Below are 16,096 nucleotides of genomic sequence, written 5' to 3' on the forward strand. Positions count from 1 at the left end.
GCCTATATCAGGAACACCTACATTCCTTAGGTTTTCGTCTTTGTCATTGGGAGGAGTATTGGAATCTAGAACACCGGCGTTGATGGCGGGGGAAGAGGGTTGGAGACGCCAATCAGCATTTCTGCCGTATCCTGTAGCAGCACTTATGTCAGGATTTATGAAGTTAGCACTGGCTGATTCTATAGAGTTTACATCAAAAGTACTTTTTGTAGCTCCTTCTATGTAGAGGTTATTTTTGATGGAGAAGGTGGAAGCGTTGGCAAAATAGATAGGAAAAAGAAATATATTATTTTCTATTTTCCAATTCCTTAGGTTTGGGTTATCTCTAATCCCTCCTTTGTGATAAACGGTGTTATTTACAAACACCCAATCAGAACCGTCTGGTAAATTTGCAGGATGTATATTAAATAAGAAATAATTATCCCCCATAAAAACATTATTTTTCCACGTTATTCTAGGGCAGTTGCCTTCTATCATAATAAAATTACCGCCGTCATGCTCATTAAACGGACCACCAACAGCGAAAGAACCTATAGTATTATTCTCAAACGTTAGGTCGCTAACCCCATCCCACCATTGAATTATATCAGTGTGTTGAGATGCTGCCGTAGAAAATATGTTATAAATATGATTATTGCGTATTATGTGACCACTGCCATGAATATTCATGCAATCTGCATCATCGAAAGGTGACGCAGCTTGTCCCGGATCATGTATCGTTAATCCATCAATAATTTGTCCCATACCATACAATACAATTGATTTGCCACCGCTGTATGCAATTGTCCCGCCCTTAATTGTGTTATTAGATGAATATTCATCAGAAGAGAATCCGCCCGTATAAGTTAAACTAATGTTTGAAATTGTATTATTATGCCCCGAATTTATTCTTAGAGCCGATCTTAAATCTAACTCGGTATTATGAATATTTAATGTATCTATTTCATTGTAATCACCCTCTATTGTAACTTGGCATTGGTCACTTGAAAGACCGGTTTCTCCTGGTGTTACTTCAAAATGCTCCAGACGAATATAATTACTATGGATTATAAATCCTTTGGCAATAATTACGTTCTCCACCTGGTAAGGCTTAAAGATAATTTTACTGCCAGCAGTTCCGGATTTGGAAAATGTTACTCTCTCATCATAATTCCCGCCTCTCACCAAAACAGTATCTCCAGCCATAACAGTATCAGCCGCTTTTTGAATAGTAAGCCAGGGACTTCCTTCACTTCCGTCTCCTGTAGTGTCATTACCGTTTTTAGCAACATAGAAAGTATTGCCTGCTGCCTTTGTATCTCTTGTATCTAAAAATAGGAAGTTAAAAGAGCCGAAAACGATAGATATGGTATAGATGATAAGTACACCTATATGTACTTTTCCTGAATAAGGTTTTAGTACCAGCGGTAATAGAATTTGAATATTCGTCTTAAGTCATTGTGAAGCCATGCCAGATTTTTCGACTTGAAAGTAATCCTGGTGGATTTTTGGATAAGTTCTATTTGTTTGTCTATGGTATTCAAATCTTTGCTCACTTTTACACCTTAATTATAAATATTTTTAATCAAGATTTGCCATTATATAATTCTTCATCTATTCTTTCTGTTTCTTTAAATCTATCTAACATCCATTTACCAGAAAAAACTAATAGAACTATTGCCAGAAAATTATATAAAAGCTTTTCCGACATCCCAGAAAAAATAACTAAAGAATTATAAATAAAATGTAGTAAAGCTGCAAAAATTATGGCCAGTAAAACTTTTTTCTGATATTTTTTCTCTTTTTTTGCTATACCAAGATAATGACCAACAATGGCGGAAGCGCTAGCATGGAAAAGAGGGGTAAACAAACTTCTAATAAAAATTACATCTTGCCCGAACTTCATAAAATACAAAAAATTTTCTGCTGCAGCAAAACCAAAAGCCGCCGCTACCATACATATTATACCGTCTGAAATTTCGTCAAAATACTTTGAATAATACACCGTAAAACGTACTGATAGATATTTTAATACTTCTTCTATCACAGAAATAAAAAGTACATTCAAAATTAAAGCAAGCGTAAAACTAGTATAAGAACTTATAGATGATACTTTTTCAAAGGGTAGTATTACCGGAATAATTTTTTTGATGGCAATAATTTCTAAAAAGGCAGCGGGAATAACAGCAATTGCTCCAAAAACAGCCGCTAGAATTAAAATCCTTAGCGGCTGTTTTTCTCCTTTGTCATGCTTATAGAAATAGTAGATCCATAGAACAGCAGGTATTATGGCGAAAATTAGATATATTATTTGTTTCATCTAATTTTTATAATTACTAATCTTGTTTTTCGTTTAATTTTTCTTCAACTTTATTTAGTTCGTTTCTCACATGGCTTAACTCCTTCAATAATAATTTCTCTTCAACGGAAGCAACAAGTTTTCTTGTTGAATCAATAACATCTGGCAGTACTGATAGAGAAGTAATGCCATATTCAACAAGTTTTTCGCAAATTTCAGGATATACAGAAGGTGCCTGGCCGCATATTGAAGCAGTAACGCCGTATTTTCGGCAAGTTTCAATCGCATGTTTTAGCGCTATTTGAACAGCTTCATTTCTTTCATCATATTCCTCGGCAACAATAGAAGAATCTCTGTCTAGCCCTAAAATTAACTGTGTTAAATCATTAGAACCAATTGAAATTCCGTCAATTCCAGTTTCGCAGAATTTATCCATTAAGAATATAGTAGAAGGCACCTCAACCATTATCCAAAGCTTAAAATCAGCTGATCTTTTTAATCCAGATGCTTCAATCAGTTTTTTAACCTCTTCAAATTCATCTATTCTTCTTACAAAAGGAATCATTAGATGCAAATTAGTGAAATTAGCTCTAACTTTTTTGATTGCTTCAAGCTCAAGATTAAAAACTTCAGGATCTTTTATATATCTAAAACATCCTCGATATCCTATCATAGGATTTTCTTCCTGTGGTTCGAATTCTTCTCCGCCAGGCAGATTTCTATATTCATTGGTCTTAAAATCAGTAGCCCTATAAACTACAGGCCTAGGATAAAATTCTCTCGCAAAAGTTTCTAAGCCTTCAGCAAGCTTATCAATAAATTCCTGGCTTCTACCTTCTTTAATCATTTTCTTAGGATGTTCTTTGATATTTTCAGCAATAATAAATTCCGCCCTTAATAAACCTACCCCATCCACATTTTGCTTAGCAATTTTAGTGGCCAGTTCAGGTTCGCCTAGATTAACATAAATTTTTGTAGCAGTTATTGATTCGGCTTTTTGTATTACAGTGCCTTGACTGCCTGCAGGTTCATTATTTTCTTGATCTTTAATTTTGCCTTTATATACTAATCCCTTGGCACCATCAACAGTCACAAAATCAACGTCCCGTAAAGTTTCAGTAGCCGTACCAGTTCCAACAACACAAGGTATCCCCAATTCTCTAGAAACAATTGCCGCATGACAAGTTCGTCCACCCTTATCAGTTACAATTGCTGAAGCTCTTTTCATGGCTGGTACATAATCAGGAGTTGTCATCTCTGTAACTAAAACATCTCCTTCTAAAATTTTGTCTATTTCTTCTGGAGAATGAATAATTTTAATTGGACCGCCTGCTAAACCAACGGAAGCTGCTGCACCCTTTAATATAATTTCTGCTTTAGATATATCTTGTTGTCCATCCATCTTATTCTCCTTTTTGTCATCTCTAGGGATGGTTGTAACCGGCCTAGCTTGCACCATGAAAACTTCACCTTTTTCAATTGCCCATTCTGTATCTTGAGGCCAGTTATAATGTTCCTCTATTTTTTTACCCAATGTTGCTAATTTGATAATTTCTTCATCGGTTAATTTTTGAGCTGACTTTTCATCATCAGCCAAGGCTACTTCTTTATTTTCTTCATTGACTCTAGTTATTTTAAAATCCTGACTGTTAATTTCTTTGTCGGTAATTTGCAGTGTTGCTTTATCCACTATATATCTGTCAGGAGTTACAGCGCCTAAAACGATCGCCTCTCCCAAGCCAAATCCGGCTTCAATTATAATTTTAGACCTGTCATTTGTAACAGGATCAATGGTAAACATGATACCTGACTTCTCAGACTGAACCATCAACTGAACTGGTACCGCAATACCAACTTTAAAGTGATCAAATCCCTTTTCAGATCTATAATAAATTGCTCGTGCCTCAAATAAAGAAGCCCAACATTCTTTAACTGCCTTAACCGCTTCTTCCTCACCTGAAACATTTAAAAAAGTTGCCTGCTGTCCCGCGAAAGAGGCATCTGGAAGATCCTCTGCTGTTGCAGAACTTCTAACAGCAACATATATTTTTTTATTATTAGCTAATTTTTTATAGTTTTCAATAATACCTGCTGCAATTTCTTCCGGCATTTTTGCCTTAATAATTTCAGCCTGAACATTTTTTGCTCTTGATTGAAGGTCTTTACTATTTTCAGTATCCAAACCATCAAGCAGTTTCCGTATCTTCTCTTTTAAACCAGTTCTCTCTACAAATAAAAAATAAGCCGCGCTTGTTATAATAAAACCTTGGGGAACCGGTAATCCGGCATTTGTTAATTCTCCAAGATTTGCACCTTTACCGCCCACTTCGGCAACATTACCTTTACTTACTTCTGAAAATTCTACAAAAAAAGCTTTGCTTAAGTTTTGTTTTTGCATTTTGTTTTTCCCGTTTAATTGTAATATATTATACTTTAAAATAGCTAAGAAGTCAAGGGCTTAAAAAGCTACCTTAAAATAAAACCACGATTTTACAATCATGGATTTATTAAAAATATATTTAATTACAGTGTTATTTACTGCAATTCTGATTTTACAATTTCAATAACTTCTGACGGCATAACCTTGGATTTTACCAGATAATGAAGCACACCGAAGCTTTCTGCTTCCTGCTGTAAATCAGCATCAGGCAAAACTGTTAAAATAATTACTTTTGTTTGAACAATAGAGGTTTCTTTTCTAATTTCTTTTAAAACATCCATACCGGATTTTTTGGGCATCATAATATCAAGCAATACAAGATCAGGTTTTTCATCTAATATTTTATCAATAGCTTCTTGGCCGTCTTTGGCAAATAAAATATTAAATTCAGTAGCAAACCTTTGCCTATATAATTCTCTTAAATCTAAATCGTCCTCAGCTATTAGAATTTTCTTTTTTACTCCATATTTTCATATTCTAATCCAAGCTACTCGTTAGTGTTATCTTCTTGAGTATTATCTACTTTATCAGCAAAACCTAATTCTTCTTTTACAATTCTTATTACCTCGTGAGGTAATATCTGTGATTTTACTAAATAATGTCGAACGCCGAATCTAGAAGCATCTACTTTTATTGATTCATTAGGAAGAGCAGTTAGTATAACAATAGGAATTTTTAGAGAAGGGTAATTACTGCTAATTTCTTTTAAAACATCCATACCGGATTTTTTGGGCATCATAATATCAAGCAATACAAGATCAGGTTTTTCATCTAATATTTTATCAATAGCTTCTTGGCCGTCTTTGGCAAATAAAATATTAAAAGAAGGGGACTCGCCTTCTAGCCTTAATTTATATAAATCACGTAAAGCAGGTTCATCCTCTGCAATCAAGACTTTTATCGACTTATTTTCCATAATTATCTCTAAATTAATTTATATACATATTATATATTAAAATATTTTCAATGCCAATTATACTTTATAAGTTTATAGTACTGAAAAAAATATACTGAAAAAACAAATATTAGACATTAATATATGATCAAACAATTTAGGCTTTACCAACACTTCCAAATAATTTTATTTTTTCCTGGACTACTCTTTTTACCGAATGAATAACAGGCGGGAATATTTTAGCAGGCACTACTTCGTCTGGGTTTTTATCAAGTACTTGTCTTAAAGATCCTGAAAACGCCATTCTTATTTCTGTATTAATATTAATTTTTCTCATGCCTTCTTTTATTGCTTTTTTAATATCACGATTCGGTATGCCGGAACCGCCATGCAGTACAATCGGAACTTTTATTAATTTTTTAATATCTTTTAACCTTTTAAAATCTAATTTCGGTCCTGTGGCATAAATTCCATGTGCATTACCTATAGAAATTGCTAAAGCATCGATACCCGTTTCTTTTACAAAATTTAACGCCTCTTTTGGATCAGTCATTTTTGATTTTAAATCTTCAATTTTGCTTTTATTGATTTGACTTTGACCTGCAACATTTCCTATCTCACCTTCTACAGAGATTTTTTCCTTATGCGCAACTTCTGTAACCGATAAAGTTAGCGCAACATTCCCTTCGTAATCAAGTTCGGAACCGTCAATATGAATTGAAGTATATCCGGCAGCCATACACATTAAAGCCATTTTTAAAGATTTTCCATGGTCTAAATTCAAAGCTACTGGAACTTTTGTTTCATAACCAGCTATACGAATTATTTTGGATATAAATTCCAGTCCTGCAAAATTTATCTCGCTTTCCGAGGTAGAAATAATGACAGGTGATCTTGAATCTTCAGCGGCCTGAATGATAGCTTTTGTAATTTCAAGATTAGGAGCATTAAAAGATCCTACCGCGTATCCTCCTTTATCGGCTTTTTTAAGTAGTTGTTTTACTGTGTAAAGCATTGTTTCTCCATTTCTTTTACTATTTTAAGAAAATCATTAGCATCAAGACTCTTAGCGCCGACCAATACGCCGTCTATCTCTTTTTCCTTAGCAAACTCTTTGACGTTAGAACTATTAACACTGCCTCCATAAAGAACTGAAATATTTTCAGACACAGATTTTTTAAATTTATCAGCTATGATATTCCTTATTAATCCTACGGCAGGCAACGTCAAAGAAACATCACAAATTTCGCCGGTTCCAAAAGTGCTAATAGCCCAAACAGGCTCATATACAAAAATTGTTTTTAAAACTTGGTCTTCAGAAAAGCCTTCCAGCACACTTGAAACCTGCTTATCGATAATTTTATTTTGCTTTTTATCTTGACGTTCTTCTTTTGTTTCACCAACACAAACAATTGGAATAAGTCCTGCTTCTATAGTAATCTTAACCTTACGGGAAATATCTTCATCTTTTTCTTTAAAAAATTTTCTACGCTCCGAGTGGCCTAAAATAACATAAGAACAAAAATCTTTTAATTGAGGCGCGGATATTTCTCCGGTAAAAGGACCGTTGTTTTCAGAATAACAATTTTGAGCACCTAATGTGATTTTAGATATAACACCTTTTACTTGTTCTAAATAAACAAATGGCGGACATACAATAACTTCTAAATTACTGGGGGATAAATTATTTTCAATACTGGAAGCAAGCCTCATCGCTTCATCTCTGCCAGTATTCATTTTCCAATTACCGCAAACAATTTTTTTTCTCATTGTTCCTCTTTTCTAACGAAGCTTACAATTATCTAAACCGATATCTAAACCGACAACGCCGGGCAGATCTTCACCAGCAACAAAATCCAACATAGCGCTTCCTGACGTTGAGATATGGGTAAACTTTCTAATTCTAAATTTAGAGATAGCACTTTCCGTATCGCCTCCCCCTATAACTGTTTGGTTCGGATTACTGGAGACTGATTTTGCAATAGCTCTTGTACCTTTAGAAAAAGCTGTTTTTTCAAAAACTCCAAGAGGCCCACTCCAAAATATTGTCCTAGCAGTCTTAATAATATTCTGCCATTGAATAATTGTTTTTGGGCCAATATCATAGATTGAGCCAAAAGAGCATATCTTGGTAGGGACCTGAGGTATATCAATAATTTGCGGCTTTCTTGATTTTAAAGATGAAGCAACTACTACGTCTACAGGCAAGAATATTTTAGAAGATGCTTTTTCTATAATATCAGAAGCATTTTTTAGAAAATCTTCGTCGATAATAGAGCTTCCGACATTATATCCTTCTGACGCTAAAAGCGTACTAGCAGAAGTGCCTCCAACTAATAAATAATCAACTTTTTTAAGAAGATTATAAATAACATGTACTTTATCTTTAACTTTTGTGCCTCCGATAATTACAACAAATGGGTGCCTTGGATTATCTTTTACCTTAGATAATTCTTCAACCTCTTTCTCAAAAGAAAATCCGCAAAAACTGGGAATATATTTTGTTATAGCATCAATTGATGCATGAGCTCTATGAGCTACTGCAAATGCTTCGTTAACATAATAATCACCGAGTTTGGCGATTTCTTTAGCAAATTTAAAATTGTTTTTAGATTCTTCTTCATAAAAACGTATATTTTCAAAAATAATAATTTTACCTGGCTCAAGCCCAGAAACTTCACTAATTACATTAGCATTCAAAATATCAGGCAAAAATTTTACATGAGTATGGAGCGATTTTTCTAGATATTTTGCAATAGGCTTTAGGCTTAACTTTTTATCTTTTCCTTGTGGCCTTCCCAGATGGGAAATTATTAAAACTTTTGCTTTGCTTGTTATTAAATATTTAATGGTTGGAATATTTTCTATAATTCTTGAGTCGTCTAGTATTTTGCCGGATTTTATCGGCACATCAAAATTAGCTCTTAAAATAATTGTTTTGTTTTTTACGTCTAGGTCTCTTATAGTTTTCATCACCTTAATATTATACTAAAAAGAGAATAAAAAAAAGGCAGCCAAATTTATCTATTTCAGTTAAATAGCTTTTCTATTTCTTAAAAACTGCTAAAATAAAAAAAGAAAATATGAAAAAAAACAATTACCCTAAATGGATTATGAGCTATAATGAAATTCTTGGCATATATGATAGGCAAGCTAATGCGGTGATGCTTGTTGAAGATTATGGTCCTAAAAACGGCTTCTTTGTTGAAGCATGGAGATCCTATCACTTCCCGAAGACTTCCGAATTAGTGAAAAAATCGTACAGGGAAGGAAATAAAACAATACTAATCATATCGCCAGGAAAAACAAAGCTTAAGCTTATCCCATCCTTCTCTCCAATCGGCATTTCAGAATGTAGAGTAAAAAAAGAAGATATTGAGATTACCTATGAAGGGCTTGGAGGAGGAGGAGTAAATGCTTGCTATAGCAGAGGAATGGCTAAGGGTGTAAAGAAAACTATAGTACTGCAAGAAGCTGGGGGAAGAAAACATGGAAAAGGCAAAATCGTTTTACCAAAATATGAATTTTTATTACTTGCCGGAGATGATACTGATAATAAAGAAGAAGGGGCTACTTACGCGTTAATGCATAATATTGCCGAGGACTTAGACAATGGAAACAATATAAGATATCTAACTCATGGGAATGTCCAACTATACCCCTATAACCCATATAAAACAAGCAATTGTTTTAGTACTGTAATAGGATTTGCCTATAGAAACAAAGCGGATAAGAACAAGATAATAGAAACATTTAAAAAAGAACTTAAGAAATATACCTTAAGTAACGAAACAGCAATGGTTGCTTATAATGGTTTTGTATTACCGAAAGCAATCATCGATTTATCATATGCGTTAAAGTTTCACTTTTTTGATGATATAGAAAAGGTTAAAAAAATCGCCTTGGAAAATAGAGTTGAGGTGTATGAAATAACGGGCAAAAGAGGCATCATCGGATCAGTAGGAGCACTTGGACTTTTCGATAATCCCGAAGTTGCATCTGGACTACCTGAACAATATATTCATCCACATTATTTATAAAACAAATCTAATAATTTTATAATTAATATTCTAACGATTAATGTAAATTGCGCCTACCGGGCAAACTTCTGCACACTGCTTACATCCGATACAGCCTGAATCTTTAAGCTTCTTTCCGTTTTTAGTTGCAATAACAGTATTGAAACCCTTGTTCTTCAGAGTTAAAACATCTGATCCATATGTTTTACAAGCAAAAATACATCTTCGGCATTTTATACATTTGTTTAAATCAAAAACTACCACACCTGAATCATCAACAGGAATATCAAGTTGTTTGCCCTTAAAATCTGATATATAAACTTTATATTTTATGGTTAAATTTTTAAGCTCGCATCGGTCTTTGCGAATGCATGTTGGGCATTTACCTATATGATTTACAAATAAAAGTTTTAAATTTGTATTTCGTGTTTTCTTTATATTGTCTGTTTCTGTTAAGATTTCCATTCCTTCTTCAACTTTTGTAGAACAGGCGGTTTTTAATCCCCGTTGGTTTTTAATTTCCACTAAACAAAGACGGCAATTAGCCTGAGCAGGAAAAATAGGAGCATAGCATAATATTGGAATATAAATATTATTTTCACCCGCTATCCTAAGAATCGTTTCTCCTTTTTTAGCTCTAATTTCTTTGCCATCAATTTTTATATTTACAAAATCGCTCATAAAATTCCTAATTTAACTAATCTATTTTTTACATCTTCAGTTGACTTAAATTGTATTCCTTTCATATTTGCTTTTCTGGCTCCTTGTATATTCTCTATTAGATCATCAAAAAATATACACTCTTTAGTTTTAACACCTAATTTATCTGCCATCAATTTATATATCTTTCTGTTAGGTTTTCTAATCTTAACGTCTGCTGATACAACAATTGCATCAAAATCACTCTTTAGATTTCCTTTTCTCTCTGTATAACTGTACCATTCATGAAGATTATTAGTAAGAAGCCCTGCTTTTACTTTTTTTCTTATTTTCTTAAGAAGATTTTTCATGCCGGGTTGTGGTTTAAAAAATTTAAAAATATAGTTTTTAATTTCTTTAACTTTCATTTCCGATCCAATATCTTTTTGAAATTTTTGCCAAAAATCTTTTTCTGATAACTTGCCAACCTCTAAATATTTTACATATTTTTTATTAAAAATATCTAGGAGATAATTTTGGGGAAGCCCATATTTTTTACTCAAAATCGGAAATGAGGTTAAAACCCCATTTTTATAATAAACACCGCCCAAATCAAAAATCACAGCTTTGTACTTGAGTTTTTGTTTCGAGATGGATGAATTAATGCGATGATTTTTTTCTTTTAACTTAAGCATTTACCAATTCCTTTTTGAAAACAGTGATTAAACTTCTGGTCGCTAAAGATACGCTGGAGCCAAGGGCGCATAAGCTGGAATTATCTAAAGTAAAAAATATTTCTTCTATTTTCGTTAATTCTTTTTTAGATAATTTATTTTTTGTATTTGAAATAATTTCGTACAACCTAAAAGTTCCTTCTCGGCAAGGAGTACATTGTCCGCAAGATTGATCTTTAAAAAATTCTAACCATTGCTTCATAGTTTCTAATAAATTCGTTTTTTCATTATAGAAAAAAATTGTTCCAGCTCCAACGCTTAAGCCCGTTTGGCTAGAAGAAAATTCAAAAGGAATATTAAACTGCTTGGGTGTTACTACTGTTCCGGCATAACCTCCAGTTAGGGCAAATTTAATTTTCCCCTTAGAACCGCCAGCTAAATTTAAAAAATCGTTTAAGATTTTGCCAAATTCTATTTCTATTACTCCGGGCTTTTGAACATCGCCTACTACTGTGATAATTTTTTTACCGGAAGAATCTTCTGTACCAAATTCCCGATATTTCTTAGCACCGTAATTTATAATAAAAGGAATATTAGCAAGGCTCTCTACATTATTAATTAAAGAAGGTTTGCCAAAAAGGCCAATCGTTGATACAAAAGGAGGTTTGATTCTCGACTCAACCCTTTTTCCTTCTAGCTCGTTTAATAATGCTGATTCTTCACCGCCTATGTATCCTAGCTGAGCCGGAAAAATATTAAAATTGATATCTTTCAAAAAACCATGCTTCTTAAAATAGCTAACTTCATTCTTAAGTAAGTGGACGGCCTTTTTGTATGTTTCCTTAATGGTTATAAAAAGATCTTTTGAGTTTAGAGCGGTCGCCGCAATAAGCATTCCTCCAATAACCAAATGGGGGAAATTCTCCAAAATATACTTATCCTTATAAGTTTCTGGTTCACCTTCATGAGCATTGCAAATTACATATTTTGGCTCAACACCTTCTTTGCTAACAAGCTCCCATTTTAATCCAGTGGGAAAACCAGCACCACCTCTGCCTCTAAGCCCTGAGGATTTTATTTCATTAATAATCTCTTGAGAACTTAAATTATTGGCTTTTCTTACAGCATCAAAAACAAGATCTATGTACTTAAAAAAGATATCATGATTTTTGCCTAATAATTCTTTTGTCATTTTTTTAAACTAACCATTTTTGCTAAATCAACAAGTCGATTAGAATATCCCCATTCATTATCATACCAACCAAATATTTTAACTAAATTTCCCATCACTTTAGTAAGACCTGCGTCAAAAATACATGAATGTGAATTTCCTCTAAGATCTGAAGACACTATAGGCTCCTCGGTATATTCTAATATCCCTTTAAATTCTTTTTTATCTGCTTTAGAAAAAAATAGCTTATTAACATCTTCCTTGGTAGTTTTCTTTTTAGTTATACATACTAAATCGGTAATCGATACCACCGGTGATGGAACCCTTATAGCAAATCCGTCAAGCTTTCCTGAAACTTTTGAGATAACTTCTCCAATTGCCTTAGCGGCACCTGTTTTAGTTGGAACAATATTTTCCGCTGCCGCCCTTGCCCTTCTTAAATCTTTATGAGGGCCATCCTGCAAATTTTGATCTGCGGTATAAGAATGAACGGTTGTTATAAAACCTTTTTCTACACCGAATTTATCACTTAAAACCTTAACCATTGGCGCTAAACAATTTGTCGTACATGAACCATTAGAAATTATATTGTGTTTTTTAGGATTATATAAATTATCATTAACGCCTAAAACTAATGTTATATCAGGATTTTCCGCGGGTGCGGAAATTATAACTTTTTTGGCTCCGGCTTTTAAATGTTTTTTTGCTCCTTCGCGATCCGTAAAAAAACCAGTTGATTCAATTACAATATCAACTCCAAGCTCTTTCCATGGTAACTTTTCAGGATCCCTTTCGGATATGACTTTTATTTCTCTATTTCCAATTTTTATAGAATTTTTAGTGGCTTTTATTTTTTCACTTAAGGTACCGAAAGCAGTATCGTACTTTAAAAGATGGGCAAGCGTTGATGCATCTGTTAAATCATTAACTGCAACAAAATCCAAATTTTTATAATTTTTAGCAAGAGTCGCTCTTAGAGTTAGTCTGCCTATTCTACCAAAACCATTGATAGCTATTTTTACCATTTTTTCCTCCGAGGCTTCGGAATATATATTCCCTGCCGAAGCCGAGGCCCACCAGAAACTATAAGTGAGGGCGGGCATAAAGTTTATTAAATATTACTTAATTACTAGCTAAATTGACTGTTTACTAATCTAAATATACCATTTTAAAACTTGCCCAGAAAGAGGATTCATTCTTGTTCTTTCGTAACCGAAAGAACCAAAGGTTCCGACATGCTCGAAAAATAGGATTAGCACTAATTGTTCGCTCCACTCTCAAAAACTGAACGCCTAAAGGCGGCCTTACGGCACAGCAGCTTTTTGAGATATTACACTCAAAAAATGCATCTCTATTTTTCCTCGAATGTCGGGAATAAGAATGCATTTTTGAAAAGTGGAGCAGAATTTACAAAAATTTCCCTAGATACTATAATGATAGCAGATTAAATACGGGAACAAGCATGAAAGAAAAAAAACAATATTCATATTGGAACATTGCAGTAACACATTTCTTGACTTCTGGATTTACTACATTTGTTGTTACCATTATCTTGGTAATGCCTTTAATGATCCTATTTGGAAAAGAAAATATAATTCTAATATCAATAATAAAACAAATAATCTTTCTATTAGCTATTTGGCTAAGTGTAATGTATTCTGCCAAATATATTAAGGGAAGATATATTATTAAAGAAAGCGACAAGATAATTAAATCAGCTACTATGTATTTTATAATAATCGGCATTGGTTTCTGGTTGTTTTATATCGTAAGAGTTGCTAAAGGAGACATATATACAAACTCAATATTAGATGTTAACTTTTTTATAGATAACATATTTTTCTTTCTTGAATTCCTGGTATTTTATTTATCCAGCAAAAAATATATCCACAATACCAGCCAAAATAATACACAAATGAAGAACTAGATAACAAATAATCAAACAAGTTTAAATTTAATTACATATCTTAAAAATCGTTCTCTTTCTGCACACTTCTGAAAATGCGTCTAGGAAAAATACAAACAAAAAACGCCCTCCGATAACCATCGGAGCGGAAAGTCTATTTAGTCGAACAAAACGCACGGTAATAGCATTTTGTGAGACCGCTTTAGCGTTTAGATTTTAAAGCTTTGGGTGCAGCAGTATTTTTTAGTATTTTCAAACTGTGTGCTAGCCTTTGGTGCTTTCTGCAATGAGAAAGTACAAAAAAGTTTAATCCTTTTTTAAAAAGAAAAGGGACCTTAGCCTCTTTAAAATCTATTCAAAAATTAAATTTTAGCTTTCTTTCGATTCTTCCTTACCTCTCAAAAATCCTTCGGCGATCATAATAATAACCGGAATTACAACCCACCACATTCTATAACCTGAAACTTTACTAGCTAATGGAGACATTGCAAATAAGGCATTTTGGGATTCTTCGGATAAAAATTTTATTACCGAGCTAACAATTAAACCGGCATTTAAAAACGCATAAACACCTGTAAGAAAAGTGGAACGGATACCCCTTGCCATATTAGTTAAAGAACCTAATTCTCCTTTCAGAGAAACCAGAATTATAACAAGCGCGAATAAAACGGTTTTTATCGTAAATAAAGATGCATTGCTTTGCACCCAAAGATTATTTGTAATATTAACTGATCCTGTAAGAAGCTTATAAACAGTATCTCCGACTTCAGAAGACACAATGTAAGCTAAGTAAGTAATTATTAAAATTATAACAATTCGGCCTCTGCCTAAAATAAAGCCGTAAGCTAAGGCAATAAGAAAAAAAAGAGTTATTACGAGATCCCAAGTAGGAAGTGACATTTAAGCACCTAATTAATCTTAAGTTGATTATAAAAAAAATTTGCACTAAGTGCAAATCATTTCTTTTTTTCGTCCTTTTTAGGACTCATCAGCACCACATATTCCGAAGCTTTTCGGAAAGTGACGGAAAAAGAAGTGTAGCAAGGGCTGGAGGGGGGAGTGGGAGTTAAATAATGAATTTAAAAAGGAAAAATTAGAAAAAATAGTGTTGAGCCCTTGCTTTTGTTGTTTGTAGCACTAGAGTACTACAAGTTTTTCGAATTCCGCTTGTGGTACAGCAAAGTACCCAAGGGAAAGAAGAAGGCCATTTTCTACATGACCCTCAAAGCCGAGAAATTCTTCTACAGAATGTAGCCATGGCGCGTTTTGAAACACACCGCGATCATACAATCCGATAAGTTTCTCGCCTTCTTTTAATTGAGAGGTGAGGAACCAAAAGTTTCCCGGCAGAAGTTTTCTACCTGCATTATGAATCCCTGAAGGATTCAAATAAGCGAATTCTACTTTCTGCATTATCACCTCCTCCTGTCTTTTGGGACAGATCTATTCCTCTATTATAATAATAGGGACATAAAACTATCCCAAAATGCCAAGAAGTAAAAAATTTTAAAGAACAGTCTAAATAATACTTACATTATACATTAAAATAAAATAGCTAATTGTCTAAGTTGTAGAAATATGATTCTACGATAGCATAAAAACCAGAATATTTATAAGACCCGGAACCTACCCAATATACAAAATCCCTCATCTCCTCCTCATTCGATAACAACTTATAATTATGTTTCCATCTTTCTCACAAAGTCCAATTAATCTCTCACCTTCTCTAAGCTGTTCATATAATGTAAAAAATAGTTGGGAATCAAAAATAGCATACTCTAAGGATTTTAAGAGTCTTCCAGCTTCTTTAATTGCTTTATTGGCCTGCAAACAATTATCAAAAAGACTGATATATTCATTTTTGTTCTTAATGATAATTTTTTGATACATTTCTTCCTCTTATTTATTAATTATTTACTTAGCTTGCGGATTAAAACCTTAAAACATCTATTGCCGAAACAAAATATTATACCTCTAGTAAGTAAAAAAATCAATAAGATGTACGCGTCACGCACATTTGAGACTCCGGAACAGTTTTTATTAAATAATCAATGGGTGAAATATTACCCAAAGA

At 33.3% G+C, this 16,096-nt stretch carries 17 protein-coding genes; 2 read left to right on the forward strand and 15 right to left on the reverse strand.

Going from position 1 to position 16,096, the window contains the following annotated elements; all coding sequences use genetic code 11:
* The 8 genes from COX95_03085 to pgk all read right to left on the reverse strand — a co-directional run.
* Positions 1–1,185 (reverse strand): hypothetical protein (locus tag COX95_03085; protein PIZ85721.1); only part of this gene is annotated, 1,185 nt, incomplete at its 3' end.
* 379 nt (positions 1,186–1,564) lie between these two features.
* Positions 1,565–2,299, reverse strand: a complete 735-nt coding sequence (locus COX95_03090) for a hypothetical protein (GenBank protein PIZ85722.1) — start codon at positions 2,297–2,299, stop codon at positions 1,565–1,567.
* Positions 2,300–2,315: 16 nt separating this feature from the next.
* The gene (locus tag COX95_03095) at positions 2,316–4,676 is read right to left on the reverse strand and encodes a phosphoenolpyruvate synthase (GenBank protein PIZ85723.1); all 2,361 of its coding nucleotides are present in this window, start codon (positions 4,674–4,676) and stop codon (positions 2,316–2,318) included.
* 137 nt (positions 4,677–4,813) lie between these two features.
* Positions 4,814–5,167, reverse strand: coding sequence for a hypothetical protein (locus COX95_03100; protein ID PIZ85724.1), 354 nt, complete (start codon positions 5,165–5,167; stop codon positions 4,814–4,816).
* Positions 5,168–5,205: 38 nt separating this feature from the next.
* Positions 5,206–5,634, reverse strand: coding sequence for a response regulator (locus COX95_03105; protein ID PIZ85725.1), 429 nt, complete (start codon positions 5,632–5,634; stop codon positions 5,206–5,208).
* Positions 5,635–5,770: 136 nt separating this feature from the next.
* Positions 5,771–6,628 (reverse strand): tagatose-bisphosphate aldolase, encoded by an 858-nt coding sequence (gene kbaY / locus COX95_03110; GenBank protein PIZ85726.1) that lies wholly within the window; start codon positions 6,626–6,628, stop codon positions 5,771–5,773.
* Complete coding sequence (locus COX95_03115; GenBank protein PIZ85727.1) at positions 6,613–7,383, reverse strand: triose-phosphate isomerase; 771 nt, start codon at positions 7,381–7,383, stop codon at positions 6,613–6,615. Before COX95_03115 ends, kbaY begins: the two co-directional genes overlap by 16 nt.
* 12 nt (positions 7,384–7,395) lie before the next feature.
* A complete protein-coding gene (pgk, locus tag COX95_03120; protein PIZ85728.1) occupies positions 7,396–8,586 on the reverse strand; it encodes a phosphoglycerate kinase in 1,191 nt (396 codons plus the stop codon).
* 110 nt (positions 8,587–8,696) lie between these two features.
* On the opposite strand from pgk, the gene COX95_03125 reads away from it, so the two are divergent.
* Positions 8,697–9,653, forward strand: coding sequence for a hypothetical protein (locus COX95_03125; protein ID PIZ85729.1), 957 nt, complete (start codon positions 8,697–8,699; stop codon positions 9,651–9,653).
* A 30-nt stretch (positions 9,654–9,683) separates the two neighbouring features.
* Here the strand turns inward: COX95_03125 and COX95_03130 are convergent, their stop codons facing one another.
* Genes COX95_03130 through gap form a run of 4 tightly spaced genes read right to left on the reverse strand, consistent with a single transcriptional unit; the run spans position 9,684 to position 13,141 of the window.
* Positions 9,684–10,313 (reverse strand): hypothetical protein, encoded by a 630-nt coding sequence (locus tag COX95_03130; GenBank protein ID PIZ85730.1) that lies wholly within the window; start codon positions 10,311–10,313, stop codon positions 9,684–9,686.
* Positions 10,310–10,966 carry a hypothetical protein gene (locus COX95_03135; protein PIZ85731.1) on the reverse strand — a complete coding sequence of 219 codons (657 nt, stop codon included), beginning with the start codon at positions 10,964–10,966 and terminating at the stop codon, positions 10,310–10,312. The genes COX95_03130 and COX95_03135 overlap by 4 nt, the downstream gene beginning before the upstream one ends.
* Complete coding sequence (locus tag COX95_03140) at positions 10,959–12,137, reverse strand: hypothetical protein (GenBank protein PIZ85732.1); 1,179 nt, start codon at positions 12,135–12,137, stop codon at positions 10,959–10,961. The genes COX95_03135 and COX95_03140 overlap by 8 nt, the downstream gene beginning before the upstream one ends.
* Positions 12,134–13,141: a type I glyceraldehyde-3-phosphate dehydrogenase gene (gene gap, locus COX95_03145; GenBank protein PIZ85737.1), complete on the reverse strand. Its 1,008-nt coding sequence runs from the start codon at positions 13,139–13,141 to the stop codon at positions 12,134–12,136. Before gap ends, COX95_03140 begins: the two co-directional genes overlap by 4 nt.
* Positions 13,142–13,578: 437 nt before the next feature.
* Here gap and COX95_03150 point away from each other — a divergent pair, with 437 nt between their 5' ends.
* Entirely contained in the window at positions 13,579–14,043 is a 465-nt protein-coding gene (locus tag COX95_03150; protein PIZ85733.1) for a hypothetical protein, read from the forward strand.
* 348 nt (positions 14,044–14,391) lie between these two features.
* On the opposite strand, the gene COX95_03155 is transcribed toward COX95_03150, so the two are convergent.
* From COX95_03155 to COX95_03165, 3 genes are all read right to left on the reverse strand, one after another.
* The gene (locus COX95_03155; GenBank protein PIZ85734.1) at positions 14,392–14,922 is read right to left on the reverse strand and encodes a hypothetical protein; all 531 of its coding nucleotides are present in this window, start codon (positions 14,920–14,922) and stop codon (positions 14,392–14,394) included.
* 237 nt (positions 14,923–15,159) lie between these two features.
* On the reverse strand, positions 15,160–15,435 hold the full coding sequence (locus COX95_03160; GenBank protein PIZ85735.1) for a hypothetical protein: 276 nt from the start codon (positions 15,433–15,435) through the stop codon (positions 15,160–15,162).
* A 234-nt stretch (positions 15,436–15,669) separates the two neighbouring features.
* Positions 15,670–15,912 carry a hypothetical protein gene (locus COX95_03165; protein ID PIZ85736.1) on the reverse strand — a complete coding sequence of 81 codons (243 nt, stop codon included), beginning with the start codon at positions 15,910–15,912 and terminating at the stop codon, positions 15,670–15,672.
* Positions 15,913–16,096: the final 184 nt, after the last annotated feature.

The organism is bacterium CG_4_10_14_0_2_um_filter_33_32 (assembly GCA_002792735.1).
GTDB lineage: Bacteria > Patescibacteriota > CPR2_A > CG2-30-33-46 > CG2-30-33-46 > CG2-30-33-46.

Coding starts and splice junctions, on each gene's coding strand:
- gap (PIZ85737.1), bottom strand. CDS start 13,141: ATGGTAAAAATAGCTATCAATGGTTTTGGTAGAATAGGCAGACTAACT.
- COX95_03125 (PIZ85729.1), top strand. CDS start 8,697: ATGAAAAAAAACAATTACCCTAAATGGATTATGAGCTATAATGAAATT.
- kbaY (PIZ85726.1), bottom strand. CDS start 6,628: ATGCTTTACACAGTAAAACAACTACTTAAAAAAGCCGATAAAGGAGGA.
- COX95_03155 (PIZ85734.1), bottom strand. CDS start 14,922: ATGTCACTTCCTACTTGGGATCTCGTAATAACTCTTTTTTTTCTTATT.
- COX95_03130 (PIZ85730.1), bottom strand. CDS start 10,313: ATGAGCGATTTTGTAAATATAAAAATTGATGGCAAAGAAATTAGAGCT.
- COX95_03135 (PIZ85731.1), bottom strand. CDS start 10,966: ATGCTTAAGTTAAAAGAAAAAAATCATCGCATTAATTCATCCATCTCG.
- COX95_03140 (PIZ85732.1), bottom strand. CDS start 12,137: ATGACAAAAGAATTATTAGGCAAAAATCATGATATCTTTTTTAAGTAC.
- pgk (PIZ85728.1), bottom strand. CDS start 8,586: ATGAAAACTATAAGAGACCTAGACGTAAAAAACAAAACAATTATTTTA.
- COX95_03090 (PIZ85722.1), bottom strand. CDS start 2,299: ATGAAACAAATAATATATCTAATTTTCGCCATAATACCTGCTGTTCTA.
- COX95_03150 (PIZ85733.1), top strand. CDS start 13,579: ATGAAAGAAAAAAAACAATATTCATATTGGAACATTGCAGTAACACAT.
- COX95_03165 (PIZ85736.1), bottom strand. CDS start 15,912: ATGTATCAAAAAATTATCATTAAGAACAAAAATGAATATATCAGTCTT.
- COX95_03115 (PIZ85727.1), bottom strand. CDS start 7,383: ATGAGAAAAAAAATTGTTTGCGGTAATTGGAAAATGAATACTGGCAGA.
- COX95_03160 (PIZ85735.1), bottom strand. CDS start 15,435: ATGCAGAAAGTAGAATTCGCTTATTTGAATCCTTCAGGGATTCATAAT.
- COX95_03105 (PIZ85725.1), bottom strand. CDS start 5,634: ATGGAAAATAAGTCGATAAAAGTCTTGATTGCAGAGGATGAACCTGCT.
- COX95_03095 (PIZ85723.1), bottom strand. CDS start 4,676: ATGCAAAAACAAAACTTAAGCAAAGCTTTTTTTGTAGAATTTTCAGAA.